The following is a 23,237-nucleotide window of genomic DNA, read 5'->3' as shown; positions in this document are numbered from 1 at the left end:
TCCTCACTTTTCACTCACCTGCCTTATATGTAGCTTCTCCAAATCCACAATAATATCTGCTTCTCGCAATTCTTCCAGATTGTGCGTAGAAAAAATAATAATTTTCTCCCTTGATAACGCATGCAATAATTGATAAAAACGCCCTCTTCGTTTTTCATCAATATTTGCTGTCGCTTCATCAAAAATCAGAATTTGTGAATTTTTCAAAATATTCCTCATAATATCTAAACGCCGCATTTGTCCTTCTGAGAAATTGCATGGATCTATCTTTATCTCGGTATCCCATACCATTTCTAAAGTATGGATTTCATCATACAAATCCAAGCACTTTGCCACTGTATCCATTTCTTCTTCCGAAACAATATGTAGTAATCCCATATTCCGTCTTACCGTATCATTGAAGAACTGTGTACGCTGCATAACATATCCTGTATTTTCCCAATAGCTGTTAATATCTAATTCCTGCAAATCTGTGTTATTCACAACTACTTTTCCTTCTGTCGGTTGATACACACCTGTTATAATTTTGAACAGAGTGCTTTTGCCTTGTCCACTTTTTCCATGAACTCCGTAAAGAGTGCCTTTTTCGAACTTCAAATTGAGCCGGTCAAATACCTTCTTATTCGACTCTGTATAAGAAAAGCTCATCTCTTCTAAGGAAATGTTGTTAACTGTTGTTACTTTCTCTCCATCTCCTTGTTTCTGATCCGGATACTGAAGCAAACCATTGATATCCTTTAAGGAAACTACGGCTGTATGATACTCGTTAGCAAACTGTGCGATTCCAATAATAGGATTCATAATAATTGTCTGGTAATTCATCAAGGCCATAATGGTACCTATGGTCATATTTCCTTTAAATACTTCTTGTGCACCGACTACCCAAATTATGACTGTTCCTATAAACTGAATCACGAGTATCGTAGATGTATTCAATATGTACAACAAATTCTGGCGATTCGTCTCTTTTTTGTATTTCTGATTTTTCTCAAAGTACATATCATGCACATATTGCCCACATTGAAAGAGTCTTGTAATAAACCAATTATCATAGGTGTTTGTCAGAACATTGGTTATGCTGTTATATCCTTCCAAAACTTGACCACTGGTTTCCTGTATCAATTTCCCCAGGATTCTACTAATAAAAGGAACACTGACAAGTAAGATAATATTGGATACGGCAATCCCCTTATGGATAGAAAACATATATGGAGGAACAACCACCAGGATAACAATATTGGAAACCAATGTGATAATACTTGTGATTCCACATTGTTTCACTGCTGAAACATCTTTATCTACTTTCAGCAAAATGTCACTTAGCTTTATCTTCTCAAAAAAATTCACGCTTACTGTTGATAATTTATCTTCTACCTTTTGTCGCATATCTGCTGCTATCTCTTCCGAAATAACAGCCACGATATAACGCTGTACATAATTCATAAGGTAGTTCAGCAGTAACATGCCCAGGAACACCACCAGAAGGAGCATAAACGCAGATAAACTGGTACTATGTGGATTCCCCAAATCATCTATCACTTTTCCCTGCAGCTCCGGACGCACCAAAGAAACTCCCGCCGTTAACACAATCGTTGCTATTGTTAAAATATAGGAAGGTAGTAACTTTTTCTTAAAAGCATACTCTTTTAAAAATCCAAGATATGGACGGCTTTCTTTACTTTTCATCGCTTAACCTCTTGGCAATCTTCTCTCCGAACTCACTGAATTTTAAATCTTCCTCCTGGATATAGTCTATATACACTCCTAATTTTTCTCTAACTATTTCAATCGGCTGCTGTAAATAATATTCAAGAATCTGCACCATTGCCTTATAAAAGATATGTTCAAAAATACACTCTGCATCCGATGGTACATTAATCTTCCCTGTATTGATAAAATTCATATATCCGCATTTCATACCATGACAAAAATCTCGGATTGTGCATCCCTTGCACTTCGGATCGGTTTTATCAAAGTTCGACATTGCTATTAATTTTGCCTTTCTTATATCAACGCCTTCCTTGATATTACCTATACAATATTTTTCATTACTTGTAAGAAATCCACATGGATATATCTGACCATTCGGAAAGATCTTGAAATTTCCAATTCCGGCATCGCACATGCCAAAGCAGTTCCCAAAATCACACAACATATTAAACATTTTTCCATCAAATTGATCTATAGTAAAAACTCTGCCCGCTGCTGCCTCAGCCAAATAGTACCGCAAAATTTGTCCCACCTGCTTTTCAAATTCTGCCTTCAGCTCATCACATATTTTTAAATATACATCCATAATCATACAGATGTTATCCAATCCATGCTCATGCAGGTAACAGATATTTTCGAACATATACGGAATGGTATTTTCTGTGACCGTCATTCTTACAGAAAAATTCAATCCACTATCCTTTACCTTCATGATATTCTCAAAAATTTTTTCATAGCAAGAAACTCCATCTTTCGCAACTCTGTTCAAATCATGGGTTTCCTTATTCCCATCAAAACTAAGGCGTACTGTAAAATGATTTTCTTTCATAAATGCAATGAACCGATCATCCATCATGGAACAGTTGGTAGTAATATAATACTTTACTTCCCTTTCCGGATAATTATCTTTGATATAGGCTACTGCCTTGTAAATTAAATCTTTCTTCAGCAAAGGCTCACCGCCCAAAAAATCAATCAAGACTTTCCCTCTATCCCCATAATTCATCATAAACTCCAAAGAGTCCACAAGTGTTTTTTCATTCAACTGATAATGGTTATGGTAGTCTTCATAACAATACTGACATTTAAAATTACAATCTGTTGTCATATATAATGTGAAATTATACATATCTGTCTACTCCTTTCTTGAATATACTAAAAACAATTTTAATCAAATTCTCCTATCTCGCCATATATTTTGATTATTTTGCGTATTTTAGTGTCTAAATGGCATAAAAAACAGGCCTCGATATTCTTAATACCAAGACCTGAAAAACTCTTATTAATAGATTCCAACTTCTTTTCCAAATTTATACATATATTGAGTTACCGTCTGTATAGCATGCTGCACAGATTGTCTGCCTGCACTATCATAGGAACTTTCCTTTTGAGCATCCGCCGCAAGCCCTTTCGCATGTTTTGCTGCGGAATACATCAAATCTCCTGTTGATGTATTTAATGCGGTTGTATATACGGATGAGCCAAACGAATTTCCTGCTATTGTGTAAGATTTACGGTTTTTATCAACATATTTTTCAAAAGCGGAATGATTGCTGTTTACTGCTGTCAAGTTCGATGCATGATGCGGTTCATTTAAGTCTGATACATAATGGGTGCCTTTTCCTAAGTTTGACATAGCCAATTGTACATCTCCTGCACGATACGCATTTACTGCTGCCTGAAAATATGACTCTGCTCTTGTCCTAGCTGTCGGAGATTTTTGACCAAGCCAGTTTTTTCCAGTATCAGGATCATAAAAGTGTCCTGCAAAAGTTCCTGCATCTGTTTCATTTCCAAGTTTATCCGGCCAGTCGGTTGCCTCCATAAGAATAGATGAGTTCAGCTCACCATTGAATGCACTATTTCCTTTATCATTGCTCAGAATTTTAAGTGCGTTTGCAACAATATACTGATGTGTATGATCTACCCCACCAGACGAAAATCTTTCATCTGGATTTGTGCCATGCTCAATCGGAACTCCTTCCCCGTAAAGTTCATCAGAACCATTCGCAATATCCTGCACTTTCGTTGGAAGTTCTGGTTGTTCCGCTGCCATAACTGGCATCGTTCCCAATAAAGCCCCCACTGATACCATGGCAATAAATAGTTTCATTTTTTTCGCATACCCATGCCTCCTCTTCTTTTTTCTTTATTTTACATCCTGCTTCAAGAAAAAACATATAATTTGTTTAGTTTGCATTTTTTATGCCCTGCCTGGACCAATAAAAATGGCACTTATTTTCCATAAGCACCATCTTGTCACACTATATTTCTATCGGAATAATCACAGAAACAGAAAACATATCATCTAAAACACTAAATGATACTTCTCCTCCATAATCTTTCACCACACTTTTAATATTTTTGACACCAAACCCATGATTTTTCTTATCTTCCTTTGATGTTTCCAGTGTTGCATTTTCTCGCAGATAACGTACTTGTGAATCTCTTAGGCTATTTTCACATAAAATTGACAAGAACCCCTTTACTTTTTTAGCCTTTAACTGTACTAAACACTCTACCATAGGATTTTCTTCTTTCATTAACCGGCATTCTCTTAATGCGTTATCTATTGTATTCGAAATTATGACACATAAATCCTCATTTCTTATCTGTCGAAACTCTGTAAAATCGGCAAACACCTTAAATTCAATTCCCTTTTCGATAGCCTCCAATCGTTTCGTATGAAGCAAATTATCAATAAAAGTATTCCCTGATTTATAGTAACTTTGATACTTATTTAATTTACGTTCAATACCATTAATATACTCTATTTTTTGTTCTGGCTCTATATTTTCTTTCAATGCCTCCAAATGATTTTTTATATCATGGGAAAGCCTGCGGATATTTTCCATATCTTTCGATTGTTTCATATAATAATCATACTGCAAGCTCATCTCACTTATTTGAAGCTTTTTTTCATTTTCGATTTTTTTTACATTTAAGTAGTTCTCCAAAATCACTATGTTACAGACAGTTCCTAAAAACATAACAATAGGAACTATTGATATTGTAATAACTGACCATATGTTTCCAATAATTACCTTTTTATCATTATATAGGTTATCGGTACATACTGCCATAACTATAATATTAAGCAATAACGGGATGAAAATTGTCATCACATTAATGCTTGATAAATGCGGTGGAATTCTTTCTATAATTTTCTTTAATGTCAAACATCCGGCAATAATAACACTTTCTGCAATTACCATCATCACCACTTGGTATATTCCTGGTAATTCAGCTAATACTCTATTTCCACTATATGGATATAGGAAAATACTGCTTAGTAATTGCCCTAATAACGAAATAGATAAGAAAATACTGCCTATCAAAATACAATATTTCATATTCCGTTGAAATAAAAAATGTCCTATAAACATGACAATAATCACAATCGTAATATAATTATAAACGATATGTATGGATACCCCATTCTCCATTACCCGCACCAGAAAAATACTTCCAATGCACAAAACATAGGAATACCAATTTTTCTTTCGATACTCTTGATTGTTTTTTCTATCAATCAACAAATATGTAATCAGAAAAATATTAATTATTGAAAAAAGATTCTTTATAATACTCTGTGCATACACACTATACACTTCCTCCCCGTTCTGCCATTTTTTTCATTAGGTTTTGTTTTCTAGACCGTGTAATATAAATTTTAGCTCCGGAATAAAGTGTAGTGGTAAGATCATGTAATGATTCAATACAATCGACATTTACAATAATACCATTATGACAACGTACAAAATAGTATTTTTCCAAGCGTTCTTCTAAATCTCTCATTTTAAAATATCCATCTTCCTGATTTCCATTTCGTAGATGAAATAAAACCTTTCGTTTCACGGTTTCAATGTATTCTATATCGGAAAGAAATAGTTTAAAGTATCCTTTCTCATTCTTTACTGCTATGTATTTTTGCTCATATGACTCTAGTTTTCTTAATGCTCTATTCATTTCACAATTAATCTGTACTTGTGTAATTGGTTTTGTAATAAAATTTTGGACATCATACTTATATCCAACCCCTAAAAATTCATTATGAGATGATACATAAAGAATAATTGATTTTTCATCATGTCTGCGGATAATATCCACCAACTCCATGCCATCCATCGCAGGCATCTCTATATCCAAAAAGAAAATTTGGAATTCTTCTTTTAAAGATTCCATTAACTGCAACGGCTTTGTATATTTTTTTATACAAAAGTCCTTACCATTTTTCTCTGCATAAATTTTTAGCATTTTTTCAACTGTATCTACAAAATATTTTTCATCATCACATATCGCTATTTTTATCACTCATATCACCTATCTGCTTCTTCAGCATATTTTCCATCTGTGCTTCATTTAGCCTTCTTCCCATCAACAATAACGTAGCTTTATTTATCTCATCTAACTTTTGAAAAACATCCCATAATTCTTCAATTTGACTTTTACACAAATCACTATTATCTCCATATACCAAAACATCTATTGGTATGTCAAATATATTTGCCAGTTTCACCAATAAGCTACAGGGAATATTTTCAATATCTGCCTTTTCAATCCTGCTGATTGTCTGTTGACTCGTACCTAACTTTTCGCTTAATTCTTTTTGAGAAATCCCCAATTCCTTTCTCTTTCGCCTAATTATATTCATTTTCACCACCACATCAATATAATAAAACACTTACTACCAGTCACTTCATAAGTTGGTATTTATAATAAAAATAGCGTATTTTTACCCATATTTCAAGTTTTATTTTCAAAAAATTATAATTGAGGAGCATATATCTCCCATAGATTCCTCTTTTTCCTTTCAAAATAACACATATCAGGATTATGTTCACCTACTGTTCCACTATATGCCAAACTGTTCATGATGCAATTTTTGCTTTGGCACTTCACAGCAAAGCTGCATTTTGAACACATATTACCTTCTTTTCCTATTTTCCTCAATCTTTTGATACATTCCTTAGACAATCCATTTTCAACATCTCCAATGCACCCACTATCTTCTAAATTTGCCGCACAACCAAAGATTCTCCCATCCACCTTTATATATATTTGAATAAGACCTACACCACAAAATCCTGATTCTCCATTATTTTCTCCGTATTTCTTCAAATCTAAAATTGGTCCCCAAAGAAATGCTTTTCCTGCTTTTTTCCTTTTTAAATAGTAACGTAATACTTTTTCCCATTCATCAGCCAAACCATCCAACTGATCGGTTGTCCATCTATTCATAACATCAATAGAAGAATCCACTATGCTAAAATTTAGATTTTCAACTAAATGGCAAACAGATTCAAATGTTTCCCCATAATTATTCTGTGTAACAACATGTGCTGCCTGAATATATTGCTTGGTTCTCTTCTCGTATTCTTTGAAATACATACAGTTTTCAATAATATTAGAATAACTTCCAACACCATCAATCCTCTTTCTGTTTTTATTATGGGTTTCCTCATCTCCATCAATACTTACTTTTAAATGAATTCTATATTTAATCAGCCATGCTAAAATCTCATCATTTAAAATAGTTCCATTTGTCGTGATAGAATATGTCACTAAAATATTTCTTTTTAATGCCTGCCCCTCTATATAATCCACCAAATGCTTTAAAAATGAAAGACTTAAGAGTGCCTCTCCACCTACAAAATCCACCCATAATCTTCGATCTCTATGATTTTCCGCATTTAAAAATGCAATTTCCAATCCTTTGTATGCTATCTGTTCGGACATCTTTTGGTTTGTCTTTCTTCCAAGATAACAATATGTACAACGTAAATTACATATTTGGTTTACTTCTAAAGTAATTGTATACATATACTTTCCTCCAAAAAAGAAACCGCACAGACTATCATATCCGATAGGCTACACGGTTCTTTGTTTTAACTAGCTTCATTAATGTATGCCCCTGGAAATGGCCATGGGCAATCAGTTAAACATCTCTGCGTTCTTTCAGAACATCCGGTATAACTTTCTATTTCTTCCTCTGTTAAATCCAGTTCTTTTACGAACTCTTCTGTTGTTTCAGTATTAACCATGTTTTTTCTCCTTTCTGTTTAGTATATGAGGACTATAATCCATTTTTTTCCATACAACAATATTCTTTGTATAAATCAACATATTTTTGACATAGATTTTCAGTTTTCCCATTTTCCCACATATCTAGCTAATGCTCTCATGAACTCTTCTTTCTTATATTTACTTATTGGAATAGTCTTTAACTTCTGAACTTTATCTTTGATTAACACACTATCTTTCTTAACCCCTTCAACATAATCAAAATTGACCATATAACTATTATGACAGCGAAAAAATTGCTTTTTGCTTAAACGCTTCTCCAGTTCACTCATTCTTTGGCTACTTTGCACATCTCCATGAATTGTATGTAAGATCAACAGCTTGTTTTCTGTTTGTATATAGATTATATCGGAAAGTTGCAGCGTAATCAATCCATCGTGACATTTCAAAAATAATTTTTCCTCTGCATTCAACAATTTCTTTTTATATATTTTGTTTAAGATATTCTCAACTTTTCTATACAGTAAAGGTTTTGATAAAAAATCTTCTGCCGCAACTTCAAAGCCTTTCCCTGCATTAGTGATTGTATAATAAGAAGTACAAAAAACGATTGAAACATCAGTATCACTCTTCCGAATCTCCTCTGCTGTTTCAAATCCATCCATTTCAGGCATAGACACATCCAAAAATATAACATCAAACTTTCGTTTCTGATAATTCAATAATAACTGACTGCCACTTCCATACGAAGTAATTTTGACTTCTACATGATTTTCATTTCCATATTTTTCGATATAACTCTCCATTTTTTTATTATAGTCAATAATATCATCACATAATGCCACTTTAATCAACTTATTCCCTGCCTTTCTCGTGTGCTAATAATCGCTGGATCAAAATGTTGATGGTTAATTTATTTTCTTCACACAAATTTCTATATTGTTTTAATAATTTCCATTCTTCCTCTGTTACTTTTTCTATTTGCTCCGTACCATTTTCTTTGCACACTATTCCACATTCTTTTTGGTTCATCTCCATCGAAATTTCCTCCTACTATTTTTTACTATATTAGGGGATTTTAGTTTATCCCGTCTAGTATTCTTGTTTCAATTGCGTTTTTTATTGCCTAATTGGCAATTATAATTATGTAATCCATTTACTAAAAATGGCAGAATATGCTCTAGGGAGGTGTATGGATTATACCGCTACACCTCCTATAATTCTATTCTACATCCCTAAAATACCGTATGCACTTCAACAATTCTGCTGTCAATTCCTGGTACAGATCTTCATCAAAGATTCCATCTACCAAGGCATTTTTAATCAAGAGTGGTCGGTACATTTCAAATATTTCCAGAATAGCATCTTCATCCCCTTGTCTTGCCCGATATAACAATTCTTTAAAATTCATGATTTCTTTCCTCCCATTCTCTTTCGTATTTTGCGGATAGCCCAATAATACGCACCTTTACAGCGTTCTTCCGTCATCTGATTTAAGATGCTCATCTCCTTAAAAGTACGCTCCTCAAAGACATGCTGATAAATAAGCTTCCGTTCTTCTTCCTGCAAAGAAAACATGGCTTCTATAAGGCTTATATCCGTCATTTCGTTCCACTCTGGATATATCCCCTGTGCTTCTTCCATAAGCAGTTGTTCTTTCTGTTCCAATTCCAGCCTTTCCTCTGGAGAAATATCCGCATCTGTATATTCTTTATCTTCCAGATTTTCCTCTGCAAATAATATTTTCTGCTGCTTTTCCAGATACCGAAGTCTTTTTCCCCTTATAGATGCCAGCAAGTAAGCAGTGAAATAATTTCTTGTTTTAGATCCATTATATTTTTGTTCTTCTTTCATTTTCTACCTCCGAAATTTGAAATCAATAAGTTTCCAAATTTCAGAGGTGGAGATCTGCATCTGTGAAGGATATTTTTATTTTGGTAAAAGAAAACGCCGAACCACATTTCTTCTGGCTCGACATCTTTCTTATCCCATGCATCATCCTGCACGGTGACTTCATATATTAACGCATATACTGCATATAAATAACCCTTTTGGCACCCCTGCAAAAGCAAGATTTTTTTGACGAATCATTACACAAGTGCCTTGTCTTTCCTTGCAACATAGATGCTCCTCCCTTGTAGGTTCTCCTGCCCCGCAATTCACATTATATTGCGTATCTTCATGCACTATAATGCGTTTCTCTTACTATCAATCTACGATAAAATAAAACAATAAGTGAGGTGATGCGGATGCTGATGGATACCGTCAAGAAAAAATTAGGCTATATGGTAAGAAGTGAAAGAGAAAGGCGTGGTCTGTCACAATCAAGACTTGCAGAACAAGCCGGTGTGTCCACCCGGACCATTTCTGATATTGAAACCTGTAATGGCAATCCGGAACTTGCAACTTTAATCCCAATCGCTCAATTTCTGAATATTTCAATTGATGCAGCTGTTCAGGATGAACGAAAGGAACCGGACACTACTACTTATCAGATTATGAAAGAACTGCAAAACTGCTCTGAAGACGAGCGGCAAATTGCCCTACGCACCTTGCGTGGGCTTCTTTCTGCATTGAAAGAAAAGGATCCACTCAATTAAGCCTTTTTCTGACAATATCTGACTTTTGATTATACGGATGAAATCTGTGAGAAACCTGTGCGAAATCTGTGGGGTTCCTGTGAATTGGCATAAATGTGCAACAAAAAAGAAGCACTCAAAATCCGATGCTTCTTTTTTCTTTTCTATCTATTTCTAAATGCACTCATTGCATCTCTAACGCTTTTGGCAACTTCAGGTGCAAGGACAAATTCAGATATCTTCTGTTTCTCTATTACATCTTCCTCTGTTTCTTCTTCCACTTGAACATTCTCCTGTTTTGAAAAATAATTCTGCATTGCTTTTTCCACTTCTTGCTTTACCAATTCCAACATCATAATCTGCAAAGCTTCTTGGTTCAATACAGCCCCTTTTTCTGTACTGCCGCCATCTATATGAGCAACCACTGCTGATGCGATTAAGTCGGCTTTATCCCTTACGGAATTTAAAATCTCTGCCGCACATACATGTGTCGGCTTTGTTTTATCAAATCCAAGTGTGAATTTATAGGGATTCTTTTTCTCCACATTTATCACACTCCTCTACATAATCTGAAACAGTCTGTCATATCCTTTGGCATTGGCAGAAATATCCTCAATAAAGGTATATTTCCCCAGACGGTCCGATTGTTCCAGAAAATGGCTCAATAGCTTTGCCCCGCCTCCAATAAATACCGTATATGCTGCTTTGGTATCTATGCCTCTTTCTCGAATACTGTTCAGCAGATCCTTTACAAAATCCTGCACCATACCTTCTGTCATACGGACTACAGCCTCTTCATAAAACTCTGTGTTTCCCTGAAGGATACTGTCAATATCACTTTCCTCTAACAAAATATCATATTCACTGTTAATCCCGGAAATAATCTTGTTATACATGGTAATCACACCTTTTTCCATAGAATCACAGGCTTCCATATCCGGATTACCTTTCCGCATCAGCAGATAGTCTGTAGTAAATCCTCCTATATCAATTCCTACTACTTTGGGAATCTGCTGCAGCTTTTCAATCATAGTCATCATAGCCGCATAGTCCTGTGGAAATGCCATTACCTCTCCAATGGTGATATGATATGTCCTACCACAGTAATTGATATCATGGATTTTCCCTTGTCTTTTAAAATATGCTTCATACCGTTCACAAAGTTCTGCATAATGCTTGGGTGGCAGCCCAATCGGAAGATCCACCTGAATGACATCCTCCGGCTGAATTTGAGGGTTTTCCTCCAGCTCTTTTACGATTGCAAATAGAGTAAGGATAAAAAATCGATCATCCTGCGTTTTATCTCTTTGATAAGGAATCCTATTTTCACTCAGCACATAATACTTTCCCTCATAGAACAGGAACTTTTCCCCTCTGGCAGGCTTTTTATCCTGAATGGTAAGCCCTGTCGTAAATACCTGGGAACAGGTTTTCATATTTCTATTGCCATGGTCTACCGCAATCCGAACTTTTTTTATCATAAAATCATCTCTCCTTTTTTTCTTTATACTTCTCTTGTACGCAGAGCTTCCGTACAAAGCAACTTTTTTTCAAAAAAATATCCTGTCTGCAGCATTTTGCTACAGACAGATGCTTTCTTCCTATATAATAATTTTTAACATTTATCTTTAAACCACCATATATTTCCAGTCCTCATTCGAATTATTTCTCTTTATAAAAAATTAATCTGTTCTGCCTTTTGAGGCAAAATCTTTTTAAACAGTTCCATATAGCGTTCGTATCCGGCTGTAATCAATGGACCACGAAGTGATGTTTCTGACCAAAGTAGCAGTTCTTCTTCCTCTGAATAATACGGAATATTACTAACTGTAAATTTCCCGCCAAAATAATGGGGTGTACTGACTTTCAAAAAATCCTGCATATCCTGCTTTGTCGATACCAGTGGCAAACCTTTCATTTTTCGCACAAAAAAAGCCTCTACCACATCGGGTAAGAAGCCTTTCTTTAAATAAGCATTTGCTCTGCCAAATATTTGGGTTGAACACTCCAGCCGTACTTCTCTTTCTTTTTCGCTGCAAGTTGTATCCAGCACAACCTCTGCCAATGCCTTTGCATATTCAAAATCTAACATCTGTTATTCCTCCATTTTTATTTCCTGTTTCAGTTTTCCATGTACTAAATAGCGATAATCCTTTCGGGTATTTACACAAGTTGATAAGGTCACTACCTGATCCTCCTCGGTAACTGTCATCCCTGTGTTATACTCAGCACTTCTTTGTAGTGTTTCCAGAAAAACTTCATAGTCCTCAGAAGTAGGAAAATCATAAGTATATGCTGGATGATCCGTCGGTGCTGCATAACAGGAAAAAATCTGATACTCATAAATATATCCTGGCACATACATATAAAAACAGGGATAGTTTCGATAAAGTGCCTGTGACTGATACTGATCCAGGGTTCCAAACATGCTCCCATCCTTCATATTATGCCCATAGATAATGGAATTTCTGTCTGATAAATTCTCCTGGTTGTGAAAGTCCATAAAAATACTGCCACTTTTATGATTTTCTCCCGTAATCAGGTGATGCAGATAATAGTCATTATCCCTCCCCTGGACTACCGGATAACTAATTTCCAAACCAGGAATCTCAATCCATGCAATGACATCTGGATTGATTTCTTCCAGCTTGTTAAAATCCACCTGTAGGACTCCCTGCTCTGCGACCTCCTCTGGTGTTTCCCCTGGAACCGCTTCTGGTGACAGGTCTTGATCCTCTATCTTTTGTGTAAACCCTTCCATCTGCTCATAGACTTTTTGACTTTCCTGATAATTCAAATAAATTTGCAGTATCCTTCCTCCTGCAAATAAAAAAACAGCAATGGCTACAAGCATAAATATACCGTAAATTTTCTTTCGTTTCATCGAATCCTCCTCTTCCATAAGACCGGACAACTTGCCCGGTCCATATTCACCCTGTATTTTTCAATACATAGTAATAATCATCAATTCCTTTGATCTGTCCATTCCACTCACCATAAGGATCCATGTCCCAAACCATACGGCTCATGGAAATAGACAATCCACTACAGATTTCATACACCTTTCTACAAGCGTTCTGTAGAATCTGCCGTTTCTGCATCTTATGCGGACAATAAAAAGTGGCTGATTTACGTTGACAGGCATCACATTTTTCGGAATCCCCGTCACAATATACCTTCATTTTTTTATCCATATCATACGCTTCATATAGGTGCTGCAGATGCCTGCTTTTCAACATTTCCAAAACTGGCTTTAAATTTCTGTATTGATTCACACCTGCAACACAAATGAACGTATCCCCTGATAAATAGTGAGCTATCGTGCCTTTTAATGCGCCTTCTGTTAAATAGATCTGTTCTGCGTCCAGGTTTCCTATGACATGTACCGGACTTCCTGATGATACTCCATTTTTAAATTTCACACTGGAAAGCCAGATATACTTCCGTCCCTCCATTACCTGATCCAACCGAATCTGAAATCCTTGTATTTTTCCTTCCGGGGATTGAATTGGTATTAAAATCCCGGAATTTTTAGAACTAAAATTAATTGTCCATTTCCCATCTTGATCTTCATAAAATCCAGGCACACCTTTTACTGTCTGTCCGGATTCCAACAGTTTCTGTACCATATTTTTAATTCCAAACAACGGTACACTACGATACCTCTGTATCTCGATCTGTTCTTCCGTCAGCCCTCTTTTTTTAAGATCCTCCTGGTGTTTATCATTTAATGTCAATAAGGACAACATCTCCTGATATGTTCGGTCAATGACATCTGCATCTGCCAACTCGGCATTGAAAATTACTACAGGCTCTTTTTTAGGAGCTACCTGATAATTTGTTCTGTACTCTCCCTTTCCCAGAGCTTCCCGGATTTGCCGATTTGCCTCTGCGCTGGAAACACCATGCAGTCTTCCGTATAATTCCAGCATTCCGCCGGAAGCATCACACCGATTACACCGAAACACATTTTTCTGAAGATTAACATTCATTTTTCCTTTTGTTTCTCCACAAAATGGACAATTCACATCCATCGATGAAGAATTCTTATGCCGTACTCTAAGCTGCAGTAAATGTACAACATCTGTGATATCGTAGTTAAAGCCTGACATATCATACACTCTATGGCTCCTCCTTTCTTCCACAGCCAATAAAGGCTGTGGAAAGAATGATGATCACCGGCTATTTGTTATGCTTTTGCAAGAATTACTCTGGCTGCTGCCGGTATAAAATGGTTCTGTCCATGATACTGCTCTGCGAACCATTGCAAGCTGGAAGGACTTTCCATCGCAACCTGCCCCATAGTTTTTCCGCTAAATTTTCCTTTTCCTGTTATGGCAACTTGGATTGCCTGCTCATAACTCATCCATTTCACCAGTTCTTCCACCGGCATATTGGGAGCCAGAGATTGCGGCTTAGATGGCATCTGCTGCTGGTGAGGTATCTGCTGCATAGTTGGTGCAACACCACCACTTGCCGAACTCATTACCGGATTAGTCATCTGTCCACTCCCCGTTGCCCTGCTAATTGTATTTCCATTCGCTTGTGCTTCCTGGTAAAACTGCTCCATCATCTGCTGTCCTGGCATTGCTTGCGTCTGAAATGCTGGCATCGCCCCTGCCGGCTGATTCGGTGTCTGTTGCATTGCAGGTGCCGGATTTTGTGCCGGCATCGCAGCCTGCATCGAAGTTCCCTGGTTTACAGGAATTCCTGCATCTACCTGCATGGGATCATTACCTTCCCCTACATCAGCAAATTGCAGACCATATCCCGCATCTGCCAAAGCTCGCCCAATCGCTGCGGTTTCTGCCATTTCAAGAAATTTATCTCCAAACTGTGTATCTGTTGTACGAAATTTCTGCGAAAAGGAATTGGCAATATAATTATTCTCCTGATCACACTTATCCAGATAAATCCTGGCTTCTACAACTGCCATATTTTCTGTAAAATGAACAATCCGGCTGATAATCTTGCCTGTAGGATTTACCAGACGGAACCACAGCTTCCGATATTTCACATCCAGATACCGTTGTTCCTCCTGCCCTTCATTAGAAATAACTCTGGCAAGTTCCAGAGGATAAAATCCTTCCACTTTATTCAGTTCTTCTACTGCTTTTGACTTGTTATATAATAATTCGCTCATTGCCTGCTCCTTTCTTTGGAACCGGCAGGACATCCCTTTATAAAGTAATAACCTGCCAATTCTCAACATTGAACTATTTTGCTATTTTTTTACACAGCCCGGTTGCAAATTGTTGTCGGGATCTGTCTATTACTCTGTGGCTGATACCGTTCACAATACTGTTGTATTTTTGCCGCCAGCATCGTCTTTCTGGTACCTGTATCATCTGTATGAATTGCCTGACAAACAGCTTTCCATTCCCCAACAATATAAACGCGCAGCTTCGCCCTGGTAATCCCTGTATAAAAAATATTCCGCTTCAGCATGGGATAAAAAGCTTTTAGCCACGGAATGATAACCACGTGGCACTCACTTCCCTGGCTTTTGTGTATGGTTATGGCATTTGCATGTTCCATCATCTCCACCTGCTCTGCCTCATACTTCACCCTGCGTCCGTCTGTAAATACGATTTGAACTATTGGGTTGTTATCCTCATCCTCAGAAATCTGTACCAAAGTACCTAAATCTCCATTACTGGCAACTTCTGTATTTTTGTTTTGAAGGATTCGGTCACCTTCTCGGAATATCTCACCGCCAAGATGAAGCTCTTGTTTCCCGGATACAGGAGGATTTACATCATCCTGCAGACTGCGGTTCAGTTCCAAGACACCGGCTGCACTTCGCACTTTGTATGGAGAAAGTATCTGTACCTGCTCCATACCATACACCTGAATTTCCTTGAGATAAATATTCTTAACAATTTGTGCTGCTGCATCTGCTCCTGAACATTCAATCATCTGGAAATCATCTCCCCATTGCAGATTTGTTTTTCCTTCGTTGATAAGCTGGGCATTTATGGGGATATTGCTGTCCTTCCCCTGACGATAGACCAGATTTAAAACAGTAACCGGTATTTTCCCACACAAAATAAGCTGACGGAACACATCTCCTGCTCCTACAGAAGGAAGCTGGTGGACATCTCCGACCAAAAGCACTCTGGCTCCTGCTTTTACCTTGTAAAAAAATTCATAGGCAAGGTGCATATCTACCATAGATACCTCATCCACATTAATAAAATCTGCGGACAATTCATCTATAAGTGCTTCATAATCTCCGTCACCAAAAAGCCCCAGTGCCATGTGCATCGTAGTTGCATCCCCACTTCCGGTACTCTCTGCCATTCGCCTTGCGGCACGACCAGTTGGTGCCATCAGTTGGACTTTATTCCCGCATTTTTTCTGATAGATATACAAAATGACCTTTAAAACCGTTGTTTTACCGGTTCCAGGTCCTCCAGTAATAATGCTGATCGGGTTTGCAAAAACCATACGTACTGCTTCTTTCTGCTGTTCGGATAATGTTATGTTTAAATCTTTCTGTGCTTCCTCCAGTTCCTTTTCAATCGTAAGAACTGGAATTCGCTCATACAATTTTCTTGCAATCATAGAAGCAGTGTCATCTTCTTCCTGATACTGTTTGGTAATGTAAATCCTATTTTCTTCTACCACGATACTGTCTTGCATAACCAGACGATAGATCACTTTTAAAATTTCTGTTTCTGTCACCGGCTGAAGATCCGGTTCTTTATTTAGAACTTTCAAGGCATCTTTTACCAGAATTTCCTGCTCCAGATACAAATGTCCGTTTTGCTTCATGGCTTCCCGCAACACATAACTGACACAGCCGGAAATGCGCATAGGATCATTCGTTGCAGCACAACACTGCCTTGCAATGGCATCCACAGTGAGAAAACCAAACCCCTTAACAGCACAAAGGATATAAGGCTGCTTCCGAATGATTTCTACGGATTGATCCCGAAACTTCTGAAGAATCATATTTGCTTTTTTAGGAGTAACATGAAATGGTGATAAAAAGGTCATCAATTCCCGGAATACTTTATTTTTTCCAAAGGAATCCACAATACGGTCCAGTTTTTGCTGAGATATCCCCTGAATTTTTAATAATTCCTGTGGATATTTTTCCATCACCTCTAAGGTATCCAGACCAAAACGATTGACAATCCTTTCTGCCGTTTTGGGACCAATTCCTTTTAAAGAACCACAAGAAAGGTATCCTAAGATACCTTCCCTTGTTCTAGGTACAACCTCTAAAAAAGTTTCCACCTTGTATTGTGTCCCATAGGAACTTGTTTCCCACTCGCCTTCCATCTCAATTTCGATCTCATCCGTAAGCGGAAGGTCATATCCTTTGGCAGTAAACGCAATGATTTTTTTCTCTGCCCAAAACTTATCCCTGGCAGAAAGAGGAACTTCCTGATTCAGTGTGGAAAATAATGCAACCGTATATCCGTTTTCCTCATTTTGAAAAATCTTACGTATATATTTGCACCTCATCGTCTATGTCCCTCCAGTTCTCTACTTTCATCAATTCCCCTGGTTTCATCTTGGAGTCATACCAATAAATATCCTTTCCTTTTACAAATGCTGTCTGAATCTCGCTTCTCATTCCCTCGCTGATATGTGAACCACAAATGATCAATACTTCACATAAATCCAACATCAAAACTGCAATCTGCATTGCAGTTTCCCGTTCTTCCGGGATACGGTCATCTAACATTAATGGAAGATGAGCATGTGAAGCAAAAGTACGGCAATGATACAGCCTTTTCATCTGCATGAGATAGTATTTTGCCAGTTCCATATTATGCTGCACTCCCTCTGGATTCGGGGCAGACAGCGGAGAACAGATATATGCCTTTTTTCCTTGTAACATTATGCAACCTCCTTTTTAATCCGGAAAATCCTGCTTTCTGTAGTACTTGTGTATTCTTCGTAGATATCCGGATGCTGATTTTTCAGTTTCTCCATATTTTCTTTTCCAATCTGGGTGCGTATCGTAGGATTATAAGTAATCCGGTAACGGAAACTCCCATCCTCGATCACTGCCTTACACCCTTGTCCAAGAAGCTCGACAAACGGTACGCTCAATGCACGTTGTTCCGCTTCAATCTCCTTTTTTCTTTTTTCCAATTGGGATTTTTCTTCAGATAATTTAAGATATTTTTCAAGACTGCGTGATTCCAAGCTAGATATGCTGATTTCAGGAATTGATTTGTCTGCGTAACCCTTATATTTCCGGATACTAGCCAAAATGAGATCTGGCTTCCCGGAATACGGTGGTTCTATTTTCTTCTCCACATATTCTTCCCAGAAGTATTTCTCCTGTTCAATAAGTTCTTCTTCCTCCATTCTATCCCGTTCCAGACACCGATAAACAAATTCATTTTCATTGTTTCCATAAAGGCAGGCAATATATGCTTTATTCATATTCATGACTGCAAGATAATGACGAACCTGCAAAACATAGTTTTCAGGAATCCCATCATCTGCCCATTTGTCTTTTGCATTGTAATTGCAGGTCTTACATTCCAAAATTCCAATGCTTCCATCTGGGAAACGGATAAAGTAATCCACATCCGCCAACATAAACGGATATAGCGGATGCCGGAACATTTTTCGTACAGGGAAAACTTCAAGCCCCGTCTTCTTTGCAAAAATCATGGCAACCAAATCTTCCAGGCGGTGTCCCACTTCTTTCGCTACCCAGTTTTCTTCCTCTTCTTCGATTACTGGCGTAACACCAATTTTATCGAAATACAAATCCCTGATTGTCGCAAATGGGGATAAGCCCATGATTGCCGCTGCATCGCTTCCTCCAATGCCAAGGCGCCGGTAATCCAACCACTCTTCTCGGCTCAAATCTGCTGTATCAACAAGAACTTCCGGCTGATAATTTAATGCTGTATTCATCTCATTTCCTCCTTATAATTTAATCGTTCCATATACATCAAACCCTTTCCAGTCAAAGACCAGTGTTTTTGCAATGTCTTCTTCCAATTTTAAAATCCGTGGTGCAGAAAACCCTTCACAAGCAGCAAAGAAAGCAGCTTCGTGCATGGCAAAATAAAGGTCATGAGCGGTACATGGTTCTTCTCCATATTGTCCCACAAAAAGATCTACTACTTCATTTCGGATTTTCTGATTGATTTTAAGTTCCTTCATAATCAGATGCAGGCAGTTTACAGGGTTTTGGATATCTATATCCATCAAACCAACAATTCCTTTAACTGCTTCCTGATAACGGGAAAAAATTTTGTCCAGATTATTCCGGAAATCCTGTAAGGTCGCCCCTCTATCATGGGACAGTTTGATAGGACTTCCCAGGTTAATGACACGGTTACTGGTTTGCGAGAGCATCATGGGATACAGATTCACACCACTTACTGCTACATCAGAAGTAGTCAGGCGCAGTGCAGGAGCTAGGCTCTTATCCTCAATTCCATGATCTTCCAAAGCCTGGTGATAAGTATCCAAAAGTTCCTGATTTCCTCCTAAAGTCCACATAGCAGACACAATGGAATGGTCAAAACTTCCAGAACCCTCCAGATAAGTACTTCCCTTAAAATGTGCTTTCAGATAATCACTTGTCATATTGAAGATTGTCTGCATATCCAGTACACAGTAATCATGATCATCACCGCCATGTACTGCAGATACTTTTCCATCTGCCACCTTGATTAAGGCATCTCCTTTCGCTACCTGAAGACAGTAGTTTACTACCTTTGCATAAGTAGCTTTCTCCAGTTTCTTTAATCCTGTTCCATTAATGCCGGCTCTTTTCAGAATTGTATGGATAGCACAGTCACGAACCGGATAAAAATCCTTGTTCACTTTTAATACCAACTGGGTATTCTTTTCTGTATCCTCTACTATTCCTTCCAGTTCTTTTTCACAGGCTTCTTCAATGGTTTCTGCCTCCTTTTCCAATGGAACCAGTTTTAGCATCCTGGTAGGCTTACGAATCCACTTGGACTGCTTTGCCCTCTCAGCCAGAAATTCCAGCATCTCCGTTGTACTTGCAAATGTAGTGCAAAACTCATCTGCATAAATCTTTGTTTCTTTCATGTGTGTACCACCTTTCTTAAATTTATTTATCCATAAACAGCCAAAGCTGATTGTGGCAATCCTGCCTTTCATTAGGGCATAAAAAAAGAATGAAAAGTGAAGTATTCCTTCGCTATCCATTCTCATATCCCTGATAATATTACCGAAAAAACAAAAGTGCCGCTATTGCCCCATAAGGACAGATAGTGACACTTTATACAATCATAAACAACTTATGCGGAATAAGCAGCCTTACTGCTCTCCTTGAGTCTTCGGATTTATACAAATCCAAAACTCCCCCTATGGGTACGCATAAAATTAACTATAGCAGTATAGTAGCACATGATATAGTATATGTCAATCTTCATGCACAATATATTGTATGTTTTTAAATACTATGCTTTGCATATATGACTTCAATTAGAATATTGAAATATCACGTATCCCATCTCTCTTTTTTCAAGTTTATAGAAAAATTTTTAATAAAAAGTACATAATCTGTTCAATCTGAAAAAATCTCAGTTAATTACTTAATGAAATTGTTAAGACAAAACCAAGTCTTACGCTATTGTACCTTGATAATTTTATACCTTATCAGGAAATGTATATAGGTGCTGCAGATAGTGTCGCATAAATGCACGCCTGCAGCTTGATGATTACATAGTAACACCTCATACGTGCATGAAACATGGCATAGGAAACGGTTTCCTGATATGTCTACTCTTTCATTAATCTAATTTATAGAGGTGATTATATTGAGTGAAACAGACAATCTCTTTAAAGCATACTCCGTTCAGGAGATAGCATCCATGCTCGGCATTGGAAAAACAAAAACCAGGGAACTTCTTGACAGTGGAATTCTTCCCGTTACAAAAGTTGGGCGGCAATATTTTACTTCACCAGCTTCTATTCAGGAGTTTCTCAAGAAAAACATAGGAAAGCAAATATTCTTTTAGGCCCTTTAGAAAGTTATTGTCAATCAGGCTTGGCTATATTAAAATAGACCTTATACCTGATTTGGCATGAATATCTCATTAAAGAAAGGGAACTATTCATGGCGAGAACAACGAAAGGTACACAACAAAAAAGAAGATCCAAAGGGGATGGATCACTATTTCCAAATAAGAGAGGAGGATGGACTGCCCGATATAGAAAAAAAGGGCTACCGGACAAGGAGTTTAATGCTCCTACCAAAGGAGAAGCGAAAGCATTATTAGATGACTGGAAGATAAAAGTGGCAATACAAGACGCAATTACTTCAAACATCAAAGTACAGGACTATGCGAACAAATACTTATTCCGCAAAAGTCTCATGGTTGAAGCTGGCAAATTCAAACAAACCAGCCTAGATCGATTAGAAAAAACATACGAAAATCATTTAAAAGATACGGATGCTTTTAGCAAAACATTTTCTAATCTGACTGCTGATGATATTACAGCAACGATTAATGCCAAAAAGGAAATCCTGAGTTATTCATCATTAAAGAAAATTTACTTATTTTGGTCTGCAATGATTAAAACAGCAATTTCTCTCGGCGAACTGCCAAAAAACTTTTCTGATATTTTAAATCGGGTGATAATGCCGGAAGAATCCGTTCTTCCTGTAGAAACAAAGGAAATCTCAATCATCCCACCAGAACATGAGCAGATCATAAAAGAAATTGCAATGGAACCCAGTCCAAATAAAAATGAACGCTATTTGTATAGATATGGTCCTGCCATTGTATTCCTTTTAAACACAGGTTTACGTGGTGGTGAATTGCTTGCATTAGGTCAATCTTCTATCGTGCCCTTTTTAGGACGGCGTGGCATTAAAATCACACATACGCTTAGCAGGGTTAAAAACAGAGAGGCCGGTTCCAAAAAAAAGACTAAAATGATTTTGACTCCTCCAAAATACCCAAATAGTTTACGGACTATTCCATTAAACAAGGAAGCTGAATTTTCACTATCATGTATGATGGAGCTATACGATAAAAATCGGGTTTTTCCAGATTTGATATTATCTACGCAAAATGGTGTCAGCCCTACAATCCAAAATTTAGCCAATACGCTAAAGAAAATTTGTAAGCGTGCTGAGATTCCAGAATATAATCTTCATGCACTACGGCACACTTTTGCAACAAATCTGATCCGGCAGACTCACAATATGGGAGAAATAAAGGAAGCTGCTGAAATCATTGGCGATAACTATGAGGTGATCATGCGTACTTATGTTCATACAGACAGTGAACGTAAGGTAAGTTTAATTGATGCTATGATTGCATAAATCATCCGCTTAACAGAGGTAATGGTTGTCTACAGTATGATGGCACAGGCTGTAACAACCAAAATTCTGCCACCTTATCGTCCACCTTACGAAACGATTTTACTTGATTTTATAAGGTTTTTAACGGTTTTTGGCGGACATATCTATAAATATTAAAGCATGAAAACTTATATTTTAGAATTAATTTTTTAAAAAAGGGAATTGGATTATGGAAAAATGGACTTGTAGAAAAAATTGTGAACTTTTTCTTTCCTATAATTTTGCCACCTTATTTTTTTAGACAGAATTATAGGATTTTGAAAAAAGAAAAAGCCTCGAAAACCTTGATTTTCTGGGCTTTTTAAGAGGCGCAGACCGGATTTGAACCGGTGAATACTGGTGTTGCAGACCATTGCCTTACCACTTGGCTACTGCGCCGTATTTAGTTATTTTGCACAATTATTGGGTTTGTAGCTCCCCCTGTTGGACTCGAACCAACGACACTGCGGTTAACAGCCGCATGCTCTACCGACTGAGCTAAGGAGGAATATTTAATTTAAGGATTATACCTTAAAAACTACATACATGCTTGTTGATCGTTAATCAAACTCTTTGAATCAATTCTTAACCTGCGTTTCTTGGTCAAGCCC

General features: G+C 37.3%; 25 protein-coding genes and 2 tRNA genes. 3 read left to right on the top strand and 24 right to left on the bottom strand.

From position 1 onward, the window contains the following. Positions 1 to 3 precede the first annotated feature (3 nt). From LKD46_RS00135 to LKD46_RS00080, 12 genes are all read right to left on the bottom strand, one after another. A complete protein-coding gene (locus LKD46_RS00135) occupies positions 4 to 1,686 on the bottom strand; it encodes an ABC transporter ATP-binding protein (protein WP_117843954.1) in 1,683 nt (560 codons plus the stop codon). After that, positions 1,676 to 2,839: a radical SAM/SPASM domain-containing protein gene (locus LKD46_RS00130; protein WP_054350812.1), complete on the bottom strand. Its 1,164-nt coding sequence runs from the start codon at positions 2,837 to 2,839 to the stop codon at positions 1,676 to 1,678. Before LKD46_RS00130 ends, LKD46_RS00135 begins: the two co-directional genes overlap by 11 nt. Before the next feature lie 153 nt (positions 2,840 to 2,992). After that, entirely contained in the window at positions 2,993 to 3,823 is an 831-nt protein-coding gene (locus tag LKD46_RS00125; protein WP_152331245.1) for a zinc dependent phospholipase C family protein, read from the bottom strand. Positions 3,824 to 3,974: 151 nt separating this feature from the next. After that, a complete protein-coding gene (locus tag LKD46_RS00120) occupies positions 3,975 to 5,312 on the bottom strand; it encodes a sensor histidine kinase (RefSeq protein WP_114002298.1) in 1,338 nt (445 codons plus the stop codon). 1 nt (position 5,313) lies between these two features. After that, a complete protein-coding gene (locus tag LKD46_RS00115) occupies positions 5,314 to 6,024 on the bottom strand; it encodes a LytR/AlgR family response regulator transcription factor (protein ID WP_054337522.1) in 711 nt (236 codons plus the stop codon). Continuing rightward, the gene (locus LKD46_RS00110) at positions 6,002 to 6,364 is read right to left on the bottom strand and encodes a helix-turn-helix domain-containing protein (RefSeq protein ID WP_054337521.1); all 363 of its coding nucleotides are present in this window, start codon (positions 6,362 to 6,364) and stop codon (positions 6,002 to 6,004) included. Before LKD46_RS00110 ends, LKD46_RS00115 begins: the two co-directional genes overlap by 23 nt. 113 nt (positions 6,365 to 6,477) lie before the next feature. Next, entirely contained in the window at positions 6,478 to 7,533 is a 1,056-nt protein-coding gene (locus LKD46_RS00105) for a radical SAM protein (protein WP_054337520.1), read from the bottom strand. A 65-nt stretch (positions 7,534 to 7,598) separates the two neighbouring features. After that, a complete protein-coding gene (locus tag LKD46_RS00100) occupies positions 7,599 to 7,754 on the bottom strand; it encodes a hypothetical protein (RefSeq protein WP_054337519.1) in 156 nt (51 codons plus the stop codon). A gap of 99 nt (positions 7,755 to 7,853) precedes the next feature. Further along, positions 7,854 to 8,579 carry a LytR/AlgR family response regulator transcription factor gene (locus LKD46_RS00095; RefSeq protein ID WP_226824573.1) on the bottom strand — a complete coding sequence of 242 codons (726 nt, stop codon included), beginning with the start codon at positions 8,577 to 8,579 and terminating at the stop codon, positions 7,854 to 7,856. A gap of 10 nt (positions 8,580 to 8,589) precedes the next feature. After that, entirely contained in the window at positions 8,590 to 8,772 is a 183-nt protein-coding gene (locus LKD46_RS00090) for a hypothetical protein (RefSeq protein WP_005342250.1), read from the bottom strand. A gap of 184 nt (positions 8,773 to 8,956) precedes the next feature. Continuing rightward, positions 8,957 to 9,145, bottom strand: a complete 189-nt coding sequence (locus LKD46_RS00085; protein WP_054337518.1) for a helix-turn-helix domain-containing protein — start codon at positions 9,143 to 9,145, stop codon at positions 8,957 to 8,959. After that, positions 9,142 to 9,588 carry a sigma-70 RNA polymerase sigma factor region 4 domain-containing protein gene (locus LKD46_RS00080; RefSeq protein WP_117843953.1) on the bottom strand — a complete coding sequence of 149 codons (447 nt, stop codon included), beginning with the start codon at positions 9,586 to 9,588 and terminating at the stop codon, positions 9,142 to 9,144. Before LKD46_RS00080 ends, LKD46_RS00085 begins: the two co-directional genes overlap by 4 nt. A 395-nt stretch (positions 9,589 to 9,983) precedes the next feature. Here LKD46_RS00080 and LKD46_RS00075 point away from each other — a divergent pair, with 395 nt between their 5' ends. Further along, a complete protein-coding gene (locus LKD46_RS00075) occupies positions 9,984 to 10,334 on the top strand; it encodes a helix-turn-helix domain-containing protein (protein ID WP_004223831.1) in 351 nt (116 codons plus the stop codon). Between the two features lie 143 nt (positions 10,335 to 10,477). Here LKD46_RS00075 and LKD46_RS00070 read toward each other — a convergent pair whose 3' ends face one another. The 10 genes from LKD46_RS00070 to LKD46_RS00025 all read right to left on the bottom strand — a co-directional run bounded on the left by LKD46_RS00070 (position 10,478) and on the right by LKD46_RS00025 (position 20,360). Beyond that, positions 10,478 to 10,858 (bottom strand): stage III sporulation protein AF, encoded by a 381-nt coding sequence (locus tag LKD46_RS00070; RefSeq protein ID WP_226824567.1) that lies wholly within the window; start codon positions 10,856 to 10,858, stop codon positions 10,478 to 10,480. Between the two features lie 15 nt (positions 10,859 to 10,873). Beyond that, positions 10,874 to 11,794 (bottom strand): ParM/StbA family protein, encoded by a 921-nt coding sequence (locus LKD46_RS00065; protein WP_117843951.1) that lies wholly within the window; start codon positions 11,792 to 11,794, stop codon positions 10,874 to 10,876. A 191-nt stretch (positions 11,795 to 11,985) separates the two neighbouring features. Beyond that, positions 11,986 to 12,405, bottom strand: a complete 420-nt coding sequence (locus LKD46_RS00060; protein WP_117843950.1) for a hypothetical protein — start codon at positions 12,403 to 12,405, stop codon at positions 11,986 to 11,988. Between the two features lie 3 nt (positions 12,406 to 12,408). Then, positions 12,409 to 13,197 (bottom strand): class B sortase, encoded by a 789-nt coding sequence (gene srtB, locus LKD46_RS00055; RefSeq protein WP_227573662.1) that lies wholly within the window; start codon positions 13,195 to 13,197, stop codon positions 12,409 to 12,411. Positions 13,198 to 13,243: 46 nt separating this feature from the next. Beyond that, the gene (locus tag LKD46_RS00050; RefSeq protein ID WP_179976651.1) at positions 13,244 to 14,425 is read right to left on the bottom strand and encodes a CHC2 zinc finger domain-containing protein; all 1,182 of its coding nucleotides are present in this window, start codon (positions 14,423 to 14,425) and stop codon (positions 13,244 to 13,246) included. Positions 14,426 to 14,502: 77 nt separating this feature from the next. Continuing rightward, positions 14,503 to 15,456, bottom strand: a complete 954-nt coding sequence (locus LKD46_RS00045; RefSeq protein ID WP_173684405.1) for a hypothetical protein — start codon at positions 15,454 to 15,456, stop codon at positions 14,503 to 14,505. 89 nt (positions 15,457 to 15,545) lie between these two features. Beyond that, positions 15,546 to 17,789, bottom strand: a complete 2,244-nt coding sequence (gene recD2 / locus LKD46_RS00040; RefSeq protein ID WP_025581132.1) for an SF1B family DNA helicase RecD2 — start codon at positions 17,787 to 17,789, stop codon at positions 15,546 to 15,548. Beyond that, positions 17,767 to 18,168, bottom strand: a complete 402-nt coding sequence (locus LKD46_RS00035) for a DUF7768 domain-containing protein (RefSeq protein WP_117843947.1) — start codon at positions 18,166 to 18,168, stop codon at positions 17,767 to 17,769. Before LKD46_RS00035 ends, recD2 begins: the two co-directional genes overlap by 23 nt. Further along, complete coding sequence (locus tag LKD46_RS00030; RefSeq protein WP_117843946.1) at positions 18,168 to 19,205, bottom strand: YqaJ viral recombinase family nuclease; 1,038 nt, start codon at positions 19,203 to 19,205, stop codon at positions 18,168 to 18,170. Before LKD46_RS00030 ends, LKD46_RS00035 begins: the two co-directional genes overlap by 1 nt. Positions 19,206 to 19,217: 12 nt before the next feature. Then, positions 19,218 to 20,360 carry a transposase gene (locus tag LKD46_RS00025; RefSeq protein ID WP_117843944.1) on the bottom strand — a complete coding sequence of 381 codons (1,143 nt, stop codon included), beginning with the start codon at positions 20,358 to 20,360 and terminating at the stop codon, positions 19,218 to 19,220. A 734-nt stretch (positions 20,361 to 21,094) separates the two neighbouring features. On the opposite strand from LKD46_RS00025, the gene LKD46_RS00020 reads away from it, so the two are divergent. Both LKD46_RS00020 and LKD46_RS00015 read left to right on the top strand, forming a co-directional pair. Further along, positions 21,095 to 21,295, top strand: coding sequence for a helix-turn-helix domain-containing protein (locus tag LKD46_RS00020; protein ID WP_243148421.1), 201 nt, complete (start codon positions 21,095 to 21,097; stop codon positions 21,293 to 21,295). 98 nt (positions 21,296 to 21,393) lie between these two features. Continuing rightward, the gene (locus tag LKD46_RS00015) at positions 21,394 to 22,608 is read left to right on the top strand and encodes a site-specific integrase (protein WP_059085258.1); all 1,215 of its coding nucleotides are present in this window, start codon (positions 21,394 to 21,396) and stop codon (positions 22,606 to 22,608) included. A 345-nt stretch (positions 22,609 to 22,953) separates the two neighbouring features. Here the strand turns inward: LKD46_RS00015 and LKD46_RS00010 are convergent. Together LKD46_RS00010 and LKD46_RS00005 are read right to left on the bottom strand one after the other, a co-directional pair. Continuing rightward, positions 22,954 to 23,025 (bottom strand) — tRNA-Cys (locus LKD46_RS00010). 36 nt (positions 23,026 to 23,061) lie between these two features. Beyond that, a tRNA-Asn gene (locus LKD46_RS00005) sits at positions 23,062 to 23,134 on the bottom strand. Positions 23,135 to 23,237: the final 103 nt, after the last annotated feature.

Source organism: Blautia fusiformis (genome assembly GCF_020686995.1).
GTDB classification, from domain to species: Bacteria; Bacillota; Clostridia; order Lachnospirales; family Lachnospiraceae; genus Blautia_A; species Blautia_A fusiformis.
Note: the sequence above shows the minus strand (reverse complement) of the source record. Positions and strands in the feature narration are given on the sequence as shown.

What these genes read in the sequence shown, in the direction of transcription:
- LKD46_RS00065 (WP_117843951.1), bottom strand. Translation starts at nt 11,794, where the DNA reads ATGATAAAAAAAGTTCGGATTGCGGTAGACCATGGCAATAGAAATATG.
- LKD46_RS00085 (WP_054337518.1), bottom strand. Translation starts at nt 9,145, where the DNA reads ATGAATTTTAAAGAATTGTTATATCGGGCAAGACAAGGGGATGAAGAT.
- LKD46_RS00050 (WP_179976651.1), bottom strand. Translation starts at nt 14,425, where the DNA reads ATGTCAGGCTTTAACTACGATATCACAGATGTTGTACATTTACTGCAG.
- srtB (WP_227573662.1), bottom strand. Translation starts at nt 13,197, where the DNA reads ATGAAACGAAAGAAAATTTACGGTATATTTATGCTTGTAGCCATTGCT.
- LKD46_RS00090 (WP_005342250.1), bottom strand. Translation starts at nt 8,772, where the DNA reads ATGGAGATGAACCAAAAAGAATGTGGAATAGTGTGCAAAGAAAATGGT.
- LKD46_RS00110 (WP_054337521.1), bottom strand. Translation starts at nt 6,364, where the DNA reads ATGAATATAATTAGGCGAAAGAGAAAGGAATTGGGGATTTCTCAAAAA.
- LKD46_RS00130 (WP_054350812.1), bottom strand. Translation starts at nt 2,839, where the DNA reads ATGTATAATTTCACATTATATATGACAACAGATTGTAATTTTAAATGT.
- LKD46_RS00125 (WP_152331245.1), bottom strand. Translation starts at nt 3,823, where the DNA reads ATGAAACTATTTATTGCCATGGTATCAGTGGGGGCTTTATTGGGAACG.
- LKD46_RS00060 (WP_117843950.1), bottom strand. Translation starts at nt 12,405, where the DNA reads ATGTTAGATTTTGAATATGCAAAGGCATTGGCAGAGGTTGTGCTGGAT.
- LKD46_RS00100 (WP_054337519.1), bottom strand. Translation starts at nt 7,754, where the DNA reads ATGGTTAATACTGAAACAACAGAAGAGTTCGTAAAAGAACTGGATTTA.
- LKD46_RS00030 (WP_117843946.1), bottom strand. Translation starts at nt 19,205, where the DNA reads ATGAATACAGCATTAAATTATCAGCCGGAAGTTCTTGTTGATACAGCA.
- LKD46_RS00015 (WP_059085258.1), top strand. Translation starts at nt 21,394, where the DNA reads ATGGCGAGAACAACGAAAGGTACACAACAAAAAAGAAGATCCAAAGGG.
- LKD46_RS00045 (WP_173684405.1), bottom strand. Translation starts at nt 15,456, where the DNA reads ATGAGCGAATTATTATATAACAAGTCAAAAGCAGTAGAAGAACTGAAT.
- LKD46_RS00075 (WP_004223831.1), top strand. Translation starts at nt 9,984, where the DNA reads ATGCTGATGGATACCGTCAAGAAAAAATTAGGCTATATGGTAAGAAGT.
- LKD46_RS00025 (WP_117843944.1), bottom strand. Translation starts at nt 20,360, where the DNA reads ATGAAAGAAACAAAGATTTATGCAGATGAGTTTTGCACTACATTTGCA.
- LKD46_RS00105 (WP_054337520.1), bottom strand. Translation starts at nt 7,533, where the DNA reads ATGTATACAATTACTTTAGAAGTAAACCAAATATGTAATTTACGTTGT.
- LKD46_RS00035 (WP_117843947.1), bottom strand. Translation starts at nt 18,168, where the DNA reads ATGTTACAAGGAAAAAAGGCATATATCTGTTCTCCGCTGTCTGCCCCG.
- LKD46_RS00080 (WP_117843953.1), bottom strand. Translation starts at nt 9,588, where the DNA reads ATGAAAGAAGAACAAAAATATAATGGATCTAAAACAAGAAATTATTTC.
- LKD46_RS00135 (WP_117843954.1), bottom strand. Translation starts at nt 1,686, where the DNA reads ATGAAAAGTAAAGAAAGCCGTCCATATCTTGGATTTTTAAAAGAGTAT.
- recD2 (WP_025581132.1), bottom strand. Translation starts at nt 17,789, where the DNA reads ATGAGGTGCAAATATATACGTAAGATTTTTCAAAATGAGGAAAACGGA.